This window comes from Serratia sp. CY47444 (assembly GCF_052168635.1).
In the GTDB taxonomy this organism is placed as follows: domain Bacteria; phylum Pseudomonadota; class Gammaproteobacteria; order Enterobacterales; family Enterobacteriaceae; genus Serratia; species Serratia bockelmannii.
Genome location: NZ_JBJNMH010000002.1, coordinates 129,663 through 146,501, shown reverse-complemented (window position 1 = coordinate 146,501; position 16,839 = coordinate 129,663). Strand labels below are relative to the sequence as shown.

At 59.7% G+C, this 16,839-nt stretch carries 13 protein-coding genes, 6 tRNA genes and 3 other RNA genes; 8 read left to right on the top strand and 14 right to left on the bottom strand.

Annotation, left to right across the window (positions count from 1 at the left end):
- The first annotated feature begins 62 nt into the window (after nucleotides 1–62).
- From galT to gpmA, 5 genes are all read left to right on the top strand, one after another.
- Entirely contained in the window at nucleotides 63–1,115 is a 1,053-nt protein-coding gene (gene galT, locus ACJ8IL_RS04855; protein WP_060432606.1) for a galactose-1-phosphate uridylyltransferase, read from the top strand.
- Nucleotides 1,112–2,263 (top strand): galactokinase, encoded by a 1,152-nt coding sequence (gene galK, locus ACJ8IL_RS04850; RefSeq protein ID WP_197825026.1) that lies wholly within the window; start codon nucleotides 1,112–1,114, stop codon nucleotides 2,261–2,263. Before galT ends, galK begins: the two co-directional genes overlap by 4 nt.
- Nucleotides 2,257–3,300 (top strand): galactose-1-epimerase, encoded by a 1,044-nt coding sequence (gene galM, locus ACJ8IL_RS04845; RefSeq protein ID WP_414105072.1) that lies wholly within the window; start codon nucleotides 2,257–2,259, stop codon nucleotides 3,298–3,300. Before galK ends, galM begins: the two co-directional genes overlap by 7 nt.
- Before the next feature lie 197 nt (nucleotides 3,301–3,497).
- The gene (locus ACJ8IL_RS04840; RefSeq protein WP_025301896.1) at nucleotides 3,498–3,845 is read left to right on the top strand and encodes a PsiF family protein; all 348 of its coding nucleotides are present in this window, start codon (nucleotides 3,498–3,500) and stop codon (nucleotides 3,843–3,845) included.
- Nucleotides 3,846–4,060: 215 nt separating this feature from the next.
- On the top strand, nucleotides 4,061–4,813 hold the full coding sequence (gpmA, locus tag ACJ8IL_RS04835) for a 2,3-diphosphoglycerate-dependent phosphoglycerate mutase (RefSeq protein WP_016928714.1): 753 nt from the start codon (nucleotides 4,061–4,063) through the stop codon (nucleotides 4,811–4,813).
- A gap of 49 nt (nucleotides 4,814–4,862) precedes the next feature.
- Here gpmA and ACJ8IL_RS04830 read toward each other — a convergent pair whose 3' ends face one another.
- The 3 genes from ACJ8IL_RS04830 to aroG form a co-directional block, all read right to left on the bottom strand.
- Entirely contained in the window at nucleotides 4,863–5,906 is a 1,044-nt protein-coding gene (locus ACJ8IL_RS04830) for a M48 family metallopeptidase (protein WP_173889690.1), read from the bottom strand.
- Nucleotides 5,907–5,913: 7 nt separating this feature from the next.
- Entirely contained in the window at nucleotides 5,914–7,104 is a 1,191-nt protein-coding gene (locus tag ACJ8IL_RS04825; protein WP_025301894.1) for a YjgN family protein, read from the bottom strand.
- Nucleotides 7,105–7,361: 257 nt separating this feature from the next.
- Nucleotides 7,362–8,414, bottom strand: a complete 1,053-nt coding sequence (aroG, locus tag ACJ8IL_RS04820; RefSeq protein ID WP_025301893.1) for a 3-deoxy-7-phosphoheptulonate synthase AroG — start codon at nucleotides 8,412–8,414, stop codon at nucleotides 7,362–7,364.
- Between the two features lie 212 nt (nucleotides 8,415–8,626).
- On the opposite strand from aroG, the gene ACJ8IL_RS04815 reads away from it, so the two are divergent.
- Genes ACJ8IL_RS04815 through zitB form a run of 3 tightly spaced genes read left to right on the top strand, consistent with a single transcriptional unit; the run spans nucleotide 8,627 to nucleotide 13,388 of the window.
- Nucleotides 8,627–9,232 carry a response regulator transcription factor gene (locus tag ACJ8IL_RS04815; RefSeq protein ID WP_025301892.1) on the top strand — a complete coding sequence of 202 codons (606 nt, stop codon included), beginning with the start codon at nucleotides 8,627–8,629 and terminating at the stop codon, nucleotides 9,230–9,232.
- Nucleotides 9,229–12,426 carry an ATP-binding protein gene (locus ACJ8IL_RS04810; protein ID WP_442516370.1) on the top strand — a complete coding sequence of 1,066 codons (3,198 nt, stop codon included), beginning with the start codon at nucleotides 9,229–9,231 and terminating at the stop codon, nucleotides 12,424–12,426. Before ACJ8IL_RS04815 ends, ACJ8IL_RS04810 begins: the two co-directional genes overlap by 4 nt.
- Nucleotides 12,426–13,388, top strand: a complete 963-nt coding sequence (zitB, locus tag ACJ8IL_RS04805) for a CDF family zinc transporter ZitB (RefSeq protein ID WP_025301890.1) — start codon at nucleotides 12,426–12,428, stop codon at nucleotides 13,386–13,388. Before ACJ8IL_RS04810 ends, zitB begins: the two co-directional genes overlap by 1 nt.
- A gap of 35 nt (nucleotides 13,389–13,423) precedes the next feature.
- On the opposite strand, the gene pnuC is transcribed toward zitB, so the two are convergent.
- From pnuC to ACJ8IL_RS04750, 11 genes are all read right to left on the bottom strand, one after another.
- Nucleotides 13,424–14,149 carry a nicotinamide riboside transporter PnuC gene (gene pnuC, locus ACJ8IL_RS04800; RefSeq protein ID WP_164068765.1) on the bottom strand — a complete coding sequence of 242 codons (726 nt, stop codon included), beginning with the start codon at nucleotides 14,147–14,149 and terminating at the stop codon, nucleotides 13,424–13,426.
- A gap of 20 nt (nucleotides 14,150–14,169) precedes the next feature.
- Nucleotides 14,170–15,231, bottom strand: a complete 1,062-nt coding sequence (nadA, locus tag ACJ8IL_RS04795; RefSeq protein ID WP_141970363.1) for a quinolinate synthase NadA — start codon at nucleotides 15,229–15,231, stop codon at nucleotides 14,170–14,172.
- A 323-nt stretch (nucleotides 15,232–15,554) separates the two neighbouring features.
- Nucleotides 15,555–15,679: non-coding RNA, RtT sRNA (locus ACJ8IL_RS04790), on the bottom strand.
- 75 nt (nucleotides 15,680–15,754) lie between these two features.
- Nucleotides 15,755–15,830 (bottom strand) — tRNA-Lys (locus tag ACJ8IL_RS04785).
- Nucleotides 15,831–15,836: 6 nt separating this feature from the next.
- Nucleotides 15,837–15,912: transfer RNA gene (locus ACJ8IL_RS04780), tRNA-Val, on the bottom strand.
- 45 nt (nucleotides 15,913–15,957) lie between these two features.
- Nucleotides 15,958–16,080: non-coding RNA, RtT sRNA (locus ACJ8IL_RS04775), on the bottom strand.
- 13 nt (nucleotides 16,081–16,093) lie between these two features.
- Nucleotides 16,094–16,169, bottom strand: a tRNA-Lys gene (locus ACJ8IL_RS04770).
- Nucleotides 16,170–16,321: 152 nt separating this feature from the next.
- A non-coding RNA gene (locus ACJ8IL_RS04765) (RtT sRNA) lies at nucleotides 16,322–16,446 on the bottom strand.
- A 15-nt stretch (nucleotides 16,447–16,461) separates the two neighbouring features.
- Nucleotides 16,462–16,537 (bottom strand) — tRNA-Lys (locus tag ACJ8IL_RS04760).
- 7 nt (nucleotides 16,538–16,544) lie between these two features.
- A tRNA-Val gene (locus tag ACJ8IL_RS04755) sits at nucleotides 16,545–16,620 on the bottom strand.
- Between the two features lie 29 nt (nucleotides 16,621–16,649).
- A tRNA-Lys gene (locus ACJ8IL_RS04750) sits at nucleotides 16,650–16,725 on the bottom strand.
- Nucleotides 16,726–16,839: the final 114 nt, after the last annotated feature.

Here is a 16,839-nt window from a genome sequence, read left to right as displayed (position 1 = left end):
CGGGCGTATTAAAACGGTAATTGGAAGCGATTACACCCTTGTCGACGCCAAGAAGGAACCGTATGACGGAATTTAACCCTATCGACCATCCGCACCGCCGCTTTAACCCGCTGAGCGGCCAGTGGGTGCTGGTCTCACCGCACCGCGCCAAGCGCCCCTGGCAGGGCCAGCAGGAGACTGTCCCCACGGAAACGCTGCCGGCGCACGATCCCGACTGTTTCCTGTGCCCGGGCAACGCGCGCGTCACCGGCGATCGCAATCCGGAATATCGCGGCACCTATGTCTTTACCAACGATTTCGCCGCACTGATGAGCGATACGCCGCCGGCGCCCGACAGTCACGATCCGCTGATGCGCAGCCAGAGCGCGCGCGGCGTCAGCCGGGTGATCTGCTTCTCTCCCGATCACAGCAAGACTCTGCCCGAACTGACGCTGCCGGCGCTGGAGCAGGTGGTCACCACCTGGCAGGCGCAAACCGAGGAGCTGGGCAAGCACTACCCCTGGGTGCAATTGTTCGAAAACAAAGGCGCGGCGATGGGCTGCTCCAACCCGCACCCGCACGGGCAGGTCTGGGCCAACAGTTTTCTGCCAAACGAGGCCGAGCGCGAAGATCGCCTGCAACACGACTATTTCCGGGAACATGCCTCCCCGCTGCTGCTGGATTATGCGCAGCGCGAGCTGGCCGCAGGCGAACGCATCGTGGTGAACACCGAACACTGGCTGGCGGTGGTGCCCTACTGGGCCGCCTGGCCGTTTGAAACGCTGCTGCTGCCGAAAACGGCGGTGCAGCGCATCACCGATCTCAGCGCGGCGCAGAGCCGCGATCTGGCGCTGGCGCTGAAGAAGCTGACCAGCCGCTACGACAACCTGTTCCAGTGTTCTTTCCCCTATTCGATGGGATGGCACGGCGCGCCGTTCAACGGCGCCGACAACCGACACTGGCAGCTGCACGCCCATTTCTATCCGCCGCTGCTGCGTTCAGCCAGCGTGCGTAAATTTATGGTCGGTTACGAGATGCTGGCGGAAACCCAGCGCGATCTGACCGCCGAACAGGCCGCAGAGCGTTTGCGCGCCGTCAGCGATATTCATTACCGTGAAGCCGGAGCCCAAGCATGAGCCTGAAACCGCTTACCCATTCCCTGTTTACCGAACACTTCGGCTACGCGCCGGCGTTGACCATCCAGGCGCCGGGGCGGGTGAATTTGATCGGCGAGCATACCGATTACAACGACGGCTTCGTGTTGCCCTGCGCCATCGATTACCAAACCGTCATCGCCTGCGCCAAGCGCGACGACCGCCAGATCCGCGTACTGGCCGCCGATTATCAGAATCAGCAGGATCAATTCTCGCTCGACGAGCCGATCGTCAACCACCCCGATCAGCGCTGGTCCGACTATGTGCGCGGCGTGGTGAAACATCTTCAGCGACGCAACCCCGATTTCGGCGGCGCGGATCTGGTGATCGCCGGCAATGTGCCGCAGGGCGCGGGGCTCAGCTCCTCCGCCGCGCTGGAAGTGGCGGTAGGCCAGGCGCTGCAGGCGCTCTATCAGCTGCCGCTGGACGGCGTGGCGCTGGCGCTGAACGGCCAGGAGGCGGAAAACCAGTTCGTCGGCTGCAACTGCGGCATCATGGACCAGCTGATCTCCGCGCTCGGCCGGCGCGACAGCGCTCTGCTGATCGACTGCCGCTCGCTGGAGACCCGTGCGGTGCCGATGCCGGACAGCGTCGCGGTAGTGATCATCAACTCCAATGTGCAGCGCGGGCTGGTGGACAGCGAGTACAACACCCGCCGCAAACAGTGTGAAGAAGCGGCTCGGTTCTTCGGCGTCAAGGCGCTGCGTGACGTCAGCCCGGAACAGTTTGAAGCACGTCAACATCAGTTGGATCCGTTGGTGGCCAAACGCGCGCGCCATGTCATCAGCGAGAATACCCGCACGCTGGCGGCGGCCGATGCGCTGGCGGCCGGCGATCTGCAACGCATGGGCCGGCTGATGGCGGAGTCCCACGCCTCGATGCGTGACGACTTCGAAATCACCGTGGCGCCAATCGATCGGTTGGTCGAGATTGTCAAAGCGACGATCGGCTCGCGCGGTGGCGTGCGCATGACCGGCGGCGGCTTTGGCGGTTGCATCGTCGCGCTGATGCCACAGGATCTCGTGGAGACGGTGCGTGCCGCCGTGGCGCACGAGTATCCGCGGCAAACCGGCGGATTACAGGAAACGTTCTATGTCTGCCAGGCTTCGCAGGGGGCCGGTACATGCTGACGATGAACACGGCAGCGGCGCCCGATGGGGAGCCTTATCAGCTGACGCAGCTGCAAAACGCCGCCGGCATGACGGTGACGCTGATGGACTGGGGCGCCACCTGGCTGTCCGCCGTCTTGCCGCTCAAATCCGGTGAAAAACGCGAACTGCTGCTCGGCTGCCGCAGCCCGGCAGACTACCCGCGCCAGGGCGCCTATCTGGGCGCCACCGTCGGCCGTTACGCCAACCGCATCGCCAACGCCAGCCTGCCCATCGATGGGACTCCCCATGCGCTGGCCGCCAATCAGGGCGTCCACCAGCTGCACGGCGGCCCCGACGGTTTTCATGCCCGCCGCTGGCGCCGGGTCCAGCAGGATGCGCAACAGGTCTGCTATGCGCTGCACTCGGCGGAGGGCGATCAGGGTTTCCCCGGCAATCTCGACGTGCAGGTCTGCTACCGTCTGACCCCGGATAATCGTTTGGAAATCAGCTATCTGGCACAGGTCGATCGCCCCTGCCCGGTCAACCTGACCAACCACGCCTATTTCAATCTGGACGGCGCCGGCACCGACGCCCGCGCCCAACGGCTGCAGCTGTTCGCCGATCGCTATCTGCCCGTCGACGCCGAGGGCCTTCCCTGCGCCGATCTGACGCCGGTGGACGACAGCGGCATGGATTTTCGTCAGCCGAAAACGCTGCTGCAGGATTTCCTGCGCGATCGCGACCAGCAGCGGGTAAAAGGCTACGATCACGCATTCTTGCTGCACCGCACCTGCGGCGCGCTGGAGAGCCCGGCAGCCCATTTGTGGTCCGCCGACGGCCAGGTGCAAATGAGCGTGTTCACCGACGCGCCTGCACTGCAACTCTACAGCGGCAATTTTCTGGCCGGCACGCCGGCGCGCGATGGCGGCAGCTACGCCAACCATGCCGGCGTGGCGCTGGAGAGCGAGTTTTTGCCGGACAGCCCGCACCATCCCGAGTGGCCGCAGCCGGACTGCTGGCTGCAACCGGGGAGTCGCTACCGCAGCGCCACGCATTATCAGTTTTATCCTATCTGACCCGCTACGCCCCTCGCCGTGCGGCCGGGGGCAATTTGTTATAAATGCTTACCTTTTAGCGCTATCCCCCTACCGGCGCCCACCTTCCCTTATTCCAAAGCGCGCACTACACTCAGGCTACCGTGATAAGCACAACGCCTTGTGCAACGTCACCATTTTCGGCCGATGGCGGCCAATCAATAGCTGAAGGAACACCTATGCGTCTGATTACTGCACTTCCATTGCTGGCGGGCTTAATGCTGAGCACCAATCTGATGGCGGCCGACGCGACGACGGCGACGAAAACGCCTTCTCCGGCGCAGGCCGCCCAACAGAAACGCATGACCGATTGCAACCAGCAGGCATCCACCAAATCGCTGAAAGGCGCCGATCGCTCCACCTTCATGAGCACCTGTCTGAAATCCGAAGGCTCCGCCGCGGCGGGCAAAACCCTGACGCCGCAGCAGCAGAAAATGAAAAGCTGCAACGCCGACGCCAAGACCAAGGATCTGAAGGGCGACGCGCGTAAAACCTTCATGAGCAACTGCCTGAAAAAATCGGCCTGATTTCCCCCACGCCACGGCGCGCCCGGAGCGATTTCGGCGCGCCGTTTCCCCCTCACAGCGCCAGCCTGAACGATTCAGCTTTTTCCTTTCGCCAGCCCTTACTTTGCGGCAAGAAATTGGCTATGGTTAGACACTATCGATTGCCGAGCCCCGGCCCGCGGCAATATAATGATTTTCGTTATCATTGAAATGTCAGATTATTAAGGAGTTAAGCTATGGCTGTAACTAAGCTGGTTCTGGTGCGTCACGGCGAAAGCCAGTGGAACCAAGAAAACCGCTTCACCGGTTGGTATGATGTTGATCTGTCCGACAAGGGCCGCACCGAAGCGAAAGCAGCAGGCAAGCTGTTGAAAGAAGAAGGTTTCACTTTCGACTTCGCTTACACCTCCGTACTGAAGCGCGCGATCCACACCCTGTGGAACATCCTCGACGAGCTGGATCAGGCCTGGTTGCCAACCGAAAAATCCTGGAAGCTGAACGAACGTCACTACGGCGCGCTGCAGGGTCTGAACAAAGCCGAAACCGCTGAAAAATACGGCGACGAGCAGGTGAAACAATGGCGTCGCGGCTTCGCGGTGACCCCGCCGGAGCTGACCAAAGAAGACGAACGTTACCCTGGCCACGATCCGCGCTACGCCTCGCTGAGCGAGCAAGAGCTGCCGCTGACCGAGAGCCTGGCGCTGACCATCGATCGCGTTATCCCTTACTGGGACGAAGAGATCCTGCCACGCATCAAGAGCGGCGAACGCGTGATCGTTGCGGCGCACGGCAACTCGCTGCGCGCGCTGGTGAAATACCTGGATAACCTGAGCGAAGACGAAATCCTCGAACTGAACATCCCAACCGGCGTGCCGTTGGTGTATGAGTTCGATGAGAACTTCAAGCCAACCAAACGTTACTACCTGGGTAACGCCGACGAAATCGCTGCAAAAGCGGCCGCCGTGGCGAACCAGGGTAAAGCGAAGTAATTTCGCCCGTTAACGAAAAAGCCCCCGGTTTTCACCGGGGGCTTTTTTATTACTGTCGCGGCTGCTGCGCCATCGCCTCGTTCACCGCGTCCAGCCGTTCCTGCATCGCCGGATGGGTGCTGAGCCAGGCAGGCAGCGCCCAGTCATCGGTCTTTTCTCGTTCAGGCGCCTGCGCCAACGCGCGATAGATCGCCGCCATTTCCGCCAGCGAACGCCCCTGGCGCTGCATTTCCGCTATCGCAAACGCATCGGCCTCACGCTCCATCCCGCGAGAAAACTGCATCTCATTCACGAAGGACGCGGACTGCAGCAACGTGTCGCCGATGCCGCTGACGTCACCCGTCATCCACATCAGCGTCAACGCCACCAGTGACGAACGCACCAGCATGCGCATCGGATGACGATAAGCGTGATGCCCCATTTCGTGCAGCATCACCGCCGCCAAGCCATCGTCGTTTTTCGACAAAGTGACCAGCTCATCGCTGAGCACCAGCGTGCCGTCTGGCAACATAAAGGCGTTCGGCGCACCGGGCACCGCCATCAACTTCAGCGACAGCGGCGTGCGCTCCTGGCGCATCTCAGGCGGCATCACCTGCCGGAACAGCTGTTGCAACGCCTGCTGCCGCTCGGCCGGGAGTGCGGAGGGCGCGAAGCCGCTCTGGTCCAAAAACGTCTGTGTATGCTCGCCCAGCGTCTGTTCCACCGAGGTGGGGATGCGCATGGCGATCTCGCTGCTCGCCCACGGCAGCACCACGTAAACGTAAGCCACTACCGCCAGCAGCGTCATCAGCAGCGCCAGGGCAACGCCGCGTTTATGGCGTTCCAGCCGATGTACCCACCCCGGCGAACGACGCTGATAGAACCAGCGGCGAAAGGCCGCATCGTCATCCGGCACAAAGCGCGCACCGTCGCTAAAGGTGAGCGTCAGCGGAATATTGCCCAGCGCGGCAGAAACGGTGATGTCCGCCAGCGGGATGTAACGCTGTTCATCCTGCCGCTGCAGCGTCACGCCTTCGCCGCTTTCGTTCACCAGTAAACGGGCCGCCTCACGTGCGGCCCGCCCCGGCAATTGATAAGCGCCTTCAAGGATCATCGGCGCCTCAGAAGCTGCCGCCCAGATCCAGCGCCTGCACCGCTTCTTCGGCCACCGCGCTGTTGGCAGTTTCCTGATGCGCAGTAATGTTCAGCAGCGCCAAATCGCCTTCAACCGCCGTGCAGGCCGCCAGATAACGGGCATGGCGCACTTCCGCCACCGGCGCCGCCAAACCGAGCGAGAACAGGGTAATCAGGGTATTGGTGATCAACAATCCCATGTACGGCATCGTTTTCATTGAGGAATGCAGCTTGATGTCGCCGTTCAGCCTTGCCTGGTTAAACAGGTAGTTGCGTTGGGCGACAACCTGGTAACTGCTGGCCACCAGGGCGCCGATCAGCAGCACCACCATCATCAGCAGCAGGCTGCTGATATTGTCCAGCACCAGCACATCAATGGCTTCATTGGTCAACATGCCCATCAACACCATCTGATAGAGGGTAAGGAAGAACGAACCGATGCACACCAGCGCGACCAACATGAACGGCAGGAATATGAGCAGGCCAACCAAGGCAAATTTGATAAAGGCCGATTTCTTCAGTTCGGCAATAAACGGTGTCTTCCCGAAAAACAGGTTATTAACGTACAAGTCATGCTGCAGTGCGCTAATAATGCCGTTTACCGCCGCAAATGCCGGCACGGCCAAAATCAGCGTCAGCACCAGCATAAAAGCAATAGCGTTGATGCTGCCAAGACCGCTGCCAATGCCGAGCAAGACGATCAGACCGACATACAGCCCGATAATCAGCAATAACGGGCAGAACAGTAAAGCCCAATAGGCGCGCCCGGTGCGGCAGACATAATTAAAACGCACGCCGCGATAGCTCGACATAATCGCATTGTAACGCCAGCTGCGGATAACGATCCACGGCAACAGGGCAAGCAACACCAGCAAAGCCAGCAGCCCCAGCAGAGGCGTTATCGCCAGCAAGATATAAAACACGATGATGCCGCCGATCACCAACAGCCGCCCTTTCAGAATTTGCAGCGGTTGTGCATGATAATCGAAACGATCGCCATCCAATTCCGTGTTGCCGTAAAAATAGCGACGACGACGCACCGTCGCCCAGGCGGAATAGATGCCCAGGGTCAGAGCCGTCAATAACGCGTTGACTAACCAAATAGCGAAGTACTCACCACCTTTCCCATGGAATTTAATCCGGTGCAGCCCCAGCGGCTGCGAGGTATTACTTGTCATAATTCTTTCGTCCTGAAAGGAATAGGTCATACCACTCCCCGCTTATTCGTCATGCGGAGTTTGTGGAATAAAAAAGCGTCTTATATAAGCACAATGCCGAGAGCGGTGACAATTATTCTTTTATTAAATAGGAATAATGCGAAGACGGTCGCTTAATGATTTAATAAGCCCATTAACTGTAGGCCTTAAATTGACAGGAGATATAAAAATTTAAGATAAATAGAAAAGGGCCCGCTGGCGAGCCCTTCTTTACGCGATTAACCGCGGCGCGCTTTCACCGCCGCCGCCAGATCGCGCAGCACGGTTTCGGTATCCTGCCAGCCGATGCAGCCGTCGGTGACGCTCTTGCCGTAAACCAGCGGTTCGCCGCTTTCGAGGCTCTGGTTGCCTTCCACCAGATGGCTTTCGATCATCACGCCGATAATCGCTTTTTCACCGCCGCCAATTTGCCCGCAAACATCGGCGCTCACGTCCATCTGCTTTTTGAACTGTTTGCTGCTGTTGGCATGGCTGAAGTCGATCATCACCTGCGCCGGCAACCCGGCTTTGCTCAGGCCGGCTTTGACGTCCTTCACGTGCGCCGCGCTGTAGTTTGGCTCTTTACCGCCGCGCAGGATAATGTGGCAGTCACCGTTGCCGCTGGTGTTAACGATCGCCGAGTGGCCCCATTTGGTCACCGAGAGGAAGCAGTGCGGCGCGCCGGCGGCGTTGATGGCGTCGATCGCCACCTTGATGGTGCCGTCGGTGCCATTCTTGAAGCCAACCGGGCAAGAGAGGCCGGAAGCCAGTTCACGGTGCACCTGCGATTCCGTGGTGCGCGCGCCGATGGCACCCCAGCTCATCAGATCCGCCAGGTACTGCGGCGTGATCATGTCGAGGAATTCGCCGGCGGCCGGCAGGCCGCTGTCGTTGATCTCCACCAGCAGCTTGCGCGCCAGTCGCAAACCATCGTTGATGTTGAAGCTATTGTCCATTTGCGGATCGTTGATCAGGCCTTTCCAGCCCACGGTGGTGCGCGGTTTTTCGAAGTACACGCGCATCACCACTTCCAGCTCGCCGCTCAGTTCTTCACGCAGCGCCAGCAGGCGCCCCGCGTACTCTTTGGCGGCTTGGGTATCATGGATGGAGCAAGGGCCAATCACCACCAGCAGGCGATCGTCGCTGCCGCGGAGGATATTGTGAATTGCGCTGCGGGCCTGGGACACCGTCTTTGCCGCGCGTTCGGTAGCCGGGAATTTCTCCAGCAGAGCCACCGGCGGCAGGAGTTCCTTAATATCATTAATGCGTAAATCGTCGTTTTGGTAATTCATAGCTTTTCCATTCGGTATCGTGGGGTATTTCGCAGTGCGTAACGGTGTAGATCCCAACAATCTAGCCTGTGAGAATGGCGCTGTAAATCACCTTTGCCCCCCACCGCTGGAACCGCCAAATTAACAGCAGATTGTGCTGTTTCATCTGGCGAGCGCAGAGCCTCCTTTTTCGCTATGCTAGCGATCAGAATATAAAGTGACCCGAGTTGAACATGCCCTCTCTGCTATTAGTTGATGACCACCCGGTGGTTCATGTCGCACTGGAAGCGGCGCTAATGAAATCATCCCGCCCCTACCGCCTGCAGGCGGCACAGGATGACGTACAGGCGCTGGCCCTGCTGGCCGAGGCCGCTTTTGGCCTGGTGATCCTGGATATCGGCCTGCCGCAGGCCGACGGGCTGCAGCTGTTGAAAAAAATCCGCCGCCGCTATCCGCAACAAAAAATCCTGATCTATACCGCGCAGGAAGCCGATGTCTATGCGCGCATGGCGCATGCCGCCGGCGCCGACGGTTTCGTCAATAAAGGCAGCTCGCTGGCGGAGTTGGTGCAGGCGATCGAGCAGGTGCTGGACGGTGAAACCCGCTTCCCCGCCGCCGCGCTGGCCGAAGAGCCACCGACGGCGGACGGCGGGCAGCTCACCCCCAAGGAGCTCGAGGTGCTGGGCTTGCTGAGCCAGGGGCTGTCCAACCTGCAGATCGCCGACCGGCTGCACATCAGCAACAAGACCGTCAGCACGCACAAAAAAAACATCCAGCGTAAAACCGGCGCCGGCAACCTGCTGGAGCTGGTGGCGGTGTTTAAAGAGCTGGCGCCATGATGCGCCGCGCCCTGCTGCTGCTGATCCTGTGGTGCGGCCTGGCGCAGGCGGCGGAGCCGGTGCGCTATCAGTTGGTCAGCAACCTGAATACCCCCGAGAACATGCTGATCGTCGGCGAGAAAAATCCCTGGCGCGATCGCACGCTGCGCGTCGGCATCATCAGTGAGAACACCAGCCCATACAACATCATCGTGGACGACGATCTGTATGGGCTGAACGCCGACTACCTCGGCTATATTCAGCAGGTGACCGGCATCCGCTTCGCCATTTACGGCTTCGCCGACCTGACGCAGCTGGAGCAGGCGCTGTACGACGGCAAGGTCGATCTGCTGTACGGCATCCCGCAGAGTGAAGCGCTGCACGGGCTGGAGATCTCTCAGCCCTACTACGTCAGCAATCTGCGCGTATTGCGCGATCGCAGCAACGATCGGCCGGTGATGCTCAATTCCGCCAACGCCCGCGTCGCGATCGGCGCGCTGACCGACATGCAGTCCGGCGGCGCCCTGCAGGCGGTGGCATCGCAGATCCAGCGCTACGACAACAACCTGCAGGCGGTCTATTCGCTGCTCAACGGCAGCAGCGACTACTTTATCGCCGACGAGGCCAGCGCCAGCTTTATCATCGACCAGCTGCAGCTCGGCCAGCTCTATCAGATTGAAAGCAACGAGAACCTGGGCAACCTCTCCTTCGTGTTCGCCGCCGCCGATCCGCGCCTGATAGACACGCTGGACACCGCCATCGCCGACGCGCCGATGGAGCTGATGAATGCCCTGCAGAGCCGCTGGAGCAAAAAGATCCCCAGCTACCTCGACACCGGCAATGCCGATCTGACGGCGATGGAGAAAAACTGGGTGGCGAGCCACCGCGTGGTTTACTACGCCGCCATCGAGAACAACTTCCCGTTCGCCTACCGCGGCTCCGACGGCCAGCCGCGTGGCTACGCCATCGACATTCTCAACATCATCGCGCAAAACACCGGGCTGCGTTTCGCGCCACTGTGGGCGCGCAACGCCGAGCAGGCCGATGAGCTGGTGCAGTCCGGCCAGGCCAGCTTCCGCGCCGCCCTGCCGCTGGCGCGCGGCGTCAAGGCGCGCTACGGTGCCAGCATGCCGATCCACCGTTCGCTGTGGGGCGTTTACGTCGGCCAATACGCCAACGGCATCTCAACCTGGAGCGATTTGGCCGGTAAGCGTATCGGCGTGCTGCAGGGCGATTTGGCGCGGGGGCTGGTACCGGAACAGGAGCAGACCGTCAGCTTCGCCGACAGCAAGTCGATGTACGACGCGCTGGCCAACGGCCAGTTGGATGCGCTGGTGGATAACGTCATTTCCGCCAACTTTTTGGCGCTGTCGCGCTATTCCGGCGCCATCAAACTGGCCTTCGCCGCCAACAATATCCCCTATCCGGTGGCCTTCGGCGTGCGTCGCGATCAGACGCTGCTACTGGCAATCCTCGATAAGAACCTGATGCAGATCCCGGCGGACACCCTGCAATCGCTGCGCGACGAGTGGATCGTCGATCGCAGCAACCTGATCGATGCGGTGAACGATAACCGCATGCCACCGCAGACTACCTGGCTGCTGGCGCTGCTGGCCGCCGCCACCGTGCTGCTGTTGGCGCTGACGCTGCGCCGTTTCATGCTGCAGCGCCGTGAAAAACGCGAACGCGAAGAGCTCGAGCAGGCGCGCCGCCGCGCCGAAGCGGAAAACCGCATGAAGAGCAAATTCCTCGCCACCGTCAGCCACGAGTTGCGCACGCCGATGCACGCCATCCTCGGCCTGCTGGAACTGGAGCTCAAACGCCAACCCGCGCAGGAAGGCCTGCCGGTGATATACAGCTCGGCCTCTTCGCTGCTCAACCTGCTCAACGACCTGCAGGATCACGCTCGGCTGGAAACCGGTTCGCTGACGCTGGCGCCGAAACCGGTGGCGCTGCGCCCCTGGGTCGCGCGCATCGACGCCCTCTACCGGCCGCTGATCGGCGAACGGCCGTTGACGCTGAGCGTAGTGGCGGATCCGGCGCTGCCGGAGGGGGTGATTATTGATGGTGAGCGTTTACTTCAGGTGGCTAATAACTTGATAAACAACGCGATAAAGTTCACGCCACGCGGCGCTATTCAGGTCGAGGTCGGCTGGCGCGCGCAGGATGAACGGCAGGGAGAGTTGCAGTTAACGGTAAACGACAGCGGCTGCGGCATCGCCGCCGATGAAATAGGCAAGTTGTTCCAACCGTTTTACCGTGCACGCGGCGCGCAACGCATCTCGGTGCAGGGCACCGGTTTGGGGCTGTCGATCTGCAAAGAAATCGTCGAACAGATGGGCGGCCGCATCGAACTGCACTCGCAGCCGGGCGTCGGTACCCGTGTCAAGGTCGCGATACCGGTCGAGCTGAGCGGCGCGCTGCCGGCTGTCGCCCCGGCAGAGCGCACTTTTGATCTGCCGTCTTCCGCCTTACGTACCGCGCTGATCGACGATCATCCCACCAATCTGTTGCTGATGGAACGCCAGCTGCGCCACTTCGGATTACAGCCGGCCCGCTTCGAACAAGGCTATGCGCTGCTGAAGGCCCAGCGCCGGCAGCCGTTCGATCTGCTGTTTATCGACTATAACATGCCGCGCCCGGACGGCCTGACGCTGGCCAGACTGATCCGACGCGACGAACAGCGGCTGCAGCGCCCGCCTTGCCGCATCGTGCTCTGCTCGGCAGACGTGCAGGAGTTTACCCGCATCCCGCCAGGGCTGGTGGCGATCGACCACTTCCTGACCAAACCGATTTCACTGGCGGCGATCGGCCAGGTATTGGCTCAACAGCCGCAGGCTCAGGAAGAAAAGTCAGTCCTTACTGACCTGCGACAAACGCTGGCCGAAATGGCAGGTGGCGATCGCGCCATGCTGCAGCGGCTGGCGCAGACGCTCGGCGATACGCTGCGGCAAGACCGGCAGCGACTCGCGGACGCCGTCGATGCGAACGACTGGCCGCGCCTGGAGCAGGCGGCGCACCGCATCAAGGGCAGCCTGCTGATGCTGCAGCTGCCGGAAACCGCGCAGCTGTGCCAGCAGCTGGTGGATACCGCACGTCGGGGCGAGCTTGCCGCCGCCGCTTATACTAAATTAAAGGCGTCAGTGGCGCGGATAGTGTCGGAGCTGGACGCTCTGCTCGCCGCCGCCCCCTCTTTTATGCATAAGGATGAATAATGTCGGACACTCCACACGTACACCTGCCGAAAGACAGTAATAGTAAACGCCTACTGACCGCTTTTTTAGTCACCGCGGTCTTTATGGTGGCCGAGGTGGTCGGCGGCCTGTTGTCCGGCTCGCTGGCGCTGTTAGCCGATGCCGGCCACATGCTGACCGATGCCGCTGCGCTACTGGTGGCGCTGATGGCGGTACATTTCTCCCAGCGCAAGCCCAACGCGCGCCATACCTTCGGCTATCTGCGCCTCACTACCCTGGCGGCTTTCCTCAACGCCGCGGCGCTGCTGGTGATCGTGGTATTCATCCTGTGGGAGGCGATACGGCGTTTCTTCGAACCACAGCCGGTGATGGGTACTCCGATGCTGATCATCGCCATAGCGGGGCTGCTGGCGAACCTGTTCGCCTTCTGGCTGCTGCATCGCGGCAGCGAAGAGAAAAATATCAACGTGAGGGCGGCCGCGCTGCATGTGTTGGGCGACCTGCTCGGCTCGGTGGGCGCCATCGTCGCCGCCATCGTCATTCTCGCCACCGGCTGGACGCCGATTGACCCGATCCTGTCGGTGCTGGTCTCCTGCCTGGTGCTGCGCAGCGCCTGGCGGCTGCTGAAGGAGAGCTTCCACGAGCTGCTGGAAGGCACGCCGCAGGAGGTCGACATCGCCAAGCTGCAAAAAGACCTGTGCCTGAACATCCCGGAAGTGCGCAATATCCACCACGTACACGTCTGGCAGATTGGCGACCAGAAGCTGATGACGCTGCATGCGCAGGTGATCCCGCCGCATGACCACGATGGGCTGTTGCAACGCATTCAGGCTTATCTGTTGGAACACTACAAAATTGGCCACGTGACCATTCAGATGGAGTACCAGCACTGCGAGACGCCGGACTGCGGTATCAACCGGGCGCCGGAGCCGAGTGAACACTCACATGCCGAAGCGCATTCCCATCTGGGACATCGCCACTAAGCCAAGAGGGCGCCACCACGGCGCCCTCTGCGTTGTTACGGAGCGGAAGATAACGGATTGGAATGGTTGCGCCCGGCGCTCTTGATCCACAGCCAGGAGCCGTTCAGGGCGATCAGCGTCAGAATGACGTACTCCAGCGCCATCGCGTACACCCCTTGGTAGGCGAAGATCGCCACGCTGATGACATCAATAACCACCCACAGCAGCCAGTTTTCCACGTACTTGCGCGTCATCAGGATCATCGCCACGATGGAGAGCACCATCATCGCCGAATCCCAAAACGGGAACGCGTCCGGCTGCAGCTCAGGCATCTGCACGTTCAGCCCCAGCCCTTGCATCACCGCCACCGCAACCTGCGTCAGCCAGGCGAACACGCGGTCGATGTTAAAGGTCATCAGGCCGATGCCGATGACGCAGACCGCCGCCCAGGCCAACGCTTTCGGCAGCGGCAGCCAGCGGATCTGCAGCTCAGCCTGATTATCCTGGGTCTGGCGGCTCCAGGCATACCAACCGTAAATGTTGGCACCGAAGAAGAACAGCTGCAGCAGCAGGCTGGCGTACAGCTGGATCTGGAAGAAAATCACCGCGAACAGCGTGACGTTGATCAGGCCGAACAGGTAGTTGATGATTTTTTCCTTGCTGGCATACCAGATGCACAGCAACCCGAACAATGTGCCGATAGCTTCGATCCACGACAGATCGTAACCGCCTGCGCCCAGCGGAATGTGCACCAGAATATTGCTGGTACTGAAGAAGCTCATGAGGTCATCCTTTTAAACGGTTAAGCGTTGCCTTTAACCTGCATCTTAAGCTGAGCGGCGAAATCCAGCATGCGATTCAGCGGCACCAGTGCCTTCTCACGCAGCGCGGCGTCCACGTGGATCTCATGCTGCGCGCCCCCTTGCTCCAGCCCTTCGGCAATTGCCTTCAGGCCATTCATCGCCATCCACGGGCAATGCGCGCAGCTGCGGCAGGTCGCCCCTTCTCCGGCGGTCGGTGCTTCGAACAACTCCTTGTCCGGGCAGGCCTGCTGCATCTTGTAAAAGATACCGCGATCGGTGGCGACAATCAGCTGTTGATGCGGCAATGTTTTCGCCGCCTGAATCAGTTGGCTGGTAGACCCCACCGCATCCGCCAGCTCGACCACCGCCTGAGGCGATTCGGGATGTACCAGGATCGCCGCCTGCGGATAAAGCGCCTTCATACGCCGCAGCGCCTGGGTCTTGAACTCGTCATGCACAATGCAGGCGCCTTGCCAGCACAGCACGTCGGCACCGGTCTGCTTTTGCACGTAGCTGCCGAGATGGCGATCCGGCGCCCAAATGATCTTCTCGCCCAGGCTGTCCAGGTGTTCGATCAGCTCAACGGCGATGCTGGAAGTGACGACCCAGTCGGCGCGCGCTTTAACCGCCGCCGAGGTGTTCGCATAGACCACCACGGTACGATCGGGATGGCTGTCGCAAAACGCCTGAAACTCCTCTTCCGGGCAGCCTAGATCCAGCGAACATTCGGCAAACAGCGTCGGCATCAGCACCTGCTTTTCCGGGCTGAGGATTTTGGCGGTTTCCCCCATGAAACGCACGCCGGCCACCAACAGTGTAGAAGCCGGATGAGCGCTGCCGAAGCGCGCCATTTCCAGCGAATCCGCCACGCAGCCGCCGGTTTCTTCCGCCAGCGCCTGAATTTCCGGATCGGTATAATAGTGGGCGACCATCACCGCATTGCGCTGCTTGAGCAGGGTTTTGATCTTCTCGCGATAAAAGGCTTTTTCGGCTACGTCCAGCGGTACCGGTTTAGGCGGGAAGGGATACACCGCCGCATTGACATCAAACATTTCACTCATCGCTGCAATCTCATGCTAGGCTGGGCGCCTGCCGCGTGAATATCGCCTGCCGCAACGCCCTTCGTTTTATATACTAAACAAAATACCTAAAACTGCGCGAAAAGTCCGCTGATATTTTCATATTTGCGCACCTATTGTTTAATGAATTAAAAAAACAGGCGTTACCGCGCAGTTCACAGCGAATTAACAGCCTGGCGAGAACGTATAGCCGTTCAGAAAAGAGCGGGATGACGATCGGTGTGGTATTGAAACGAGAAAGCAGCGGATTTAGATTGCGATGACGCAGATGCGAAAAAAGCGCCAAAAGGCGCTTTTTTCTGAATTGGTGGGTCGTGCAGGATTGATTCGGCCTGTGGCCTCACCCTGCGGGCAACGCTGCGCGTTGTCGTATCGCTGCGCGATGCTCGAACCTGAACGCAGGATCTCACCCGCACGACTCGGTGAACTATGTTAGCGAGAAGATGAGGTCAGGTTTGGATGTTACAAAAACGAAAAAAGCGCCAAAAGGCGCTTTTTTCTGAATTGGTGGGTCGTGCAGGATTCGAACCTGCGACCAATTGATTAAAAGTCAACTGCTCTACCAACTGAGCTAACGACCCGCAGTGTGGTGGGTGATGACGGGCTCGAACCGCCGACCCCCTCCGTGTAAAGGAGATGCTCTACCAACTGAGCTAATCACCCACTGCTGTGGTACTGCTATTTTTAACACCTTGCTCTATTAAAGAGTGGTGGGTCGTGCAGGATAACTCGGCCTTTGGCCTCGCCCTTCGGGCCATCACCTGAGTGATGTTGTCTCGCTTTGCGAGACTCGAACCTTTACGGTTCTCATCCTGACGATTTAACACCTTGCTCTATTAAAGAGTGGTGGGTCGTGCAGGATTCGAACCTGCGACCAATTGATTAAAAGTCAACTGCTCTACCAACTGAGCTAACGACCCACTGATGTGGTTTACTGCTGATGGCGAATAGGTTATTGGAACCGACTCGCGGAAAACAAGGATGGGGATGTTCAGGACAACTCGACGGGTACTCGACTCGGACCTTTACTTTGCCACATCAAACCGATTCTGAAGCTGCCATTCTTAAAGAATGGTGGGTCGTGCAGGATAACTCGGCCTTTGGCCTCGCCCTTGCGGGCCATCACCGGAGTGATGTTGTCTCGCTACGCGAGACTCGAACCTTTACGGTTCTCATCCTTTACGATTCTCTATCGCAGCCATTCTCGAAGAATGGTGGGTCGTGCAGGATTCGAACCTGCGACCAATTGATTAAAAGTCAACTGCTCTACCAACTGAGCTAACGACCCATAACAGTGGTGGGTGATGACGGGCTCGAACCGCCGACCCCCTCCGTGTAAAGGAGATGCTCTACCAACTGAGCTAATCACCCACTGTTGTGGTTACTGCTACTTCAGAAATTGGTGGGTCGTGCAGGATTCGAACCTGCGACCAATTGATTAAAAGTCAACTGCTCTACCAACTGAGCTAACGACCCAATTTCCCTGCCGCTTTAACATCTTGCAAGATGTCTTGGCAACGGCGGCATATATTACTAATTTATCTTGGCAGCGCAACCTAAATTTTTTACTGATACGTTCAACTGCTTGTT

What these genes read in the sequence shown, in the direction of transcription:
- galT (WP_060432606.1), top strand. Translation starts at nt 63, where the DNA reads ATGACGGAATTTAACCCTATCGACCATCCGCACCGCCGCTTTAACCCG.
- galK (WP_197825026.1), top strand. Translation starts at nt 1,112, where the DNA reads ATGAGCCTGAAACCGCTTACCCATTCCCTGTTTACCGAACACTTCGGC.
- galM (WP_414105072.1), top strand. Translation starts at nt 2,257, where the DNA reads ATGCTGACGATGAACACGGCAGCGGCGCCCGATGGGGAGCCTTATCAG.
- ACJ8IL_RS04840 (WP_025301896.1), top strand. Translation starts at nt 3,498, where the DNA reads ATGCGTCTGATTACTGCACTTCCATTGCTGGCGGGCTTAATGCTGAGC.
- gpmA (WP_016928714.1), top strand. Translation starts at nt 4,061, where the DNA reads ATGGCTGTAACTAAGCTGGTTCTGGTGCGTCACGGCGAAAGCCAGTGG.
- ACJ8IL_RS04830 (WP_173889690.1), bottom strand. Translation starts at nt 5,906, where the DNA reads ATGATCCTTGAAGGCGCTTATCAATTGCCGGGGCGGGCCGCACGTGAG.
- ACJ8IL_RS04825 (WP_025301894.1), bottom strand. Translation starts at nt 7,104, where the DNA reads ATGACAAGTAATACCTCGCAGCCGCTGGGGCTGCACCGGATTAAATTC.
- aroG (WP_025301893.1), bottom strand. Translation starts at nt 8,414, where the DNA reads ATGAATTACCAAAACGACGATTTACGCATTAATGATATTAAGGAACTC.
- ACJ8IL_RS04815 (WP_025301892.1), top strand. Translation starts at nt 8,627, where the DNA reads ATGCCCTCTCTGCTATTAGTTGATGACCACCCGGTGGTTCATGTCGCA.
- ACJ8IL_RS04810 (WP_442516370.1), top strand. Translation starts at nt 9,229, where the DNA reads ATGATGCGCCGCGCCCTGCTGCTGCTGATCCTGTGGTGCGGCCTGGCG.
- zitB (WP_025301890.1), top strand. Translation starts at nt 12,426, where the DNA reads ATGTCGGACACTCCACACGTACACCTGCCGAAAGACAGTAATAGTAAA.
- pnuC (WP_164068765.1), bottom strand. Translation starts at nt 14,149, where the DNA reads ATGAGCTTCTTCAGTACCAGCAATATTCTGGTGCACATTCCGCTGGGC.
- nadA (WP_141970363.1), bottom strand. Translation starts at nt 15,231, where the DNA reads ATGAGTGAAATGTTTGATGTCAATGCGGCGGTGTATCCCTTCCCGCCT.